The following is a 241-nucleotide window of genomic DNA, read 5'->3' as shown; positions in this document are numbered from 1 at the left end:
CCAGTCGATGCTGACCAGGGCTAGCCATTGCCCGTCACCGTTGGGCAGCACATGCCCGCTGATGGTGAGGGTGTCCGACGCTCCCAGACTCGACGTGCGATGGAAGACAATCGACTGGGTTACGGAATCCCCCACGGTGTCCAGTGGCGTGAGGACTTTGAAGAGTTGGACGGGCGTTCCGACCGACAGGTTGGTGATGGGTATGCGGTACAGGGGCATGTCGCTCGTGCTGGCGCCGTCC

General features: G+C 62.7%; 1 protein-coding gene. It reads right to left on the bottom strand.

Annotation, left to right across the window (positions count from 1 at the left end; all coding sequences use genetic code 11):
* A partial coding sequence (locus H7U32_RS10630) for a hypothetical protein (protein WP_204469967.1) occupies positions 1 to 219 on the bottom strand: 219 nt, incomplete at its 3' end.
* Between the last annotated feature and the right edge of the window lie 22 nt (positions 220 to 241).

Origin of the sequence: Bifidobacterium pullorum subsp. saeculare (genome assembly GCF_016899725.1) — a bacterium.
Classification (GTDB): Bacteria; Actinomycetota; Actinomycetes; order Actinomycetales; family Bifidobacteriaceae; genus Bifidobacterium; species Bifidobacterium pullorum_C.
The sequence above is the reverse complement of the archived record's forward strand: the minus strand, read 5'-3'. Positions and strand labels throughout refer to the sequence as shown.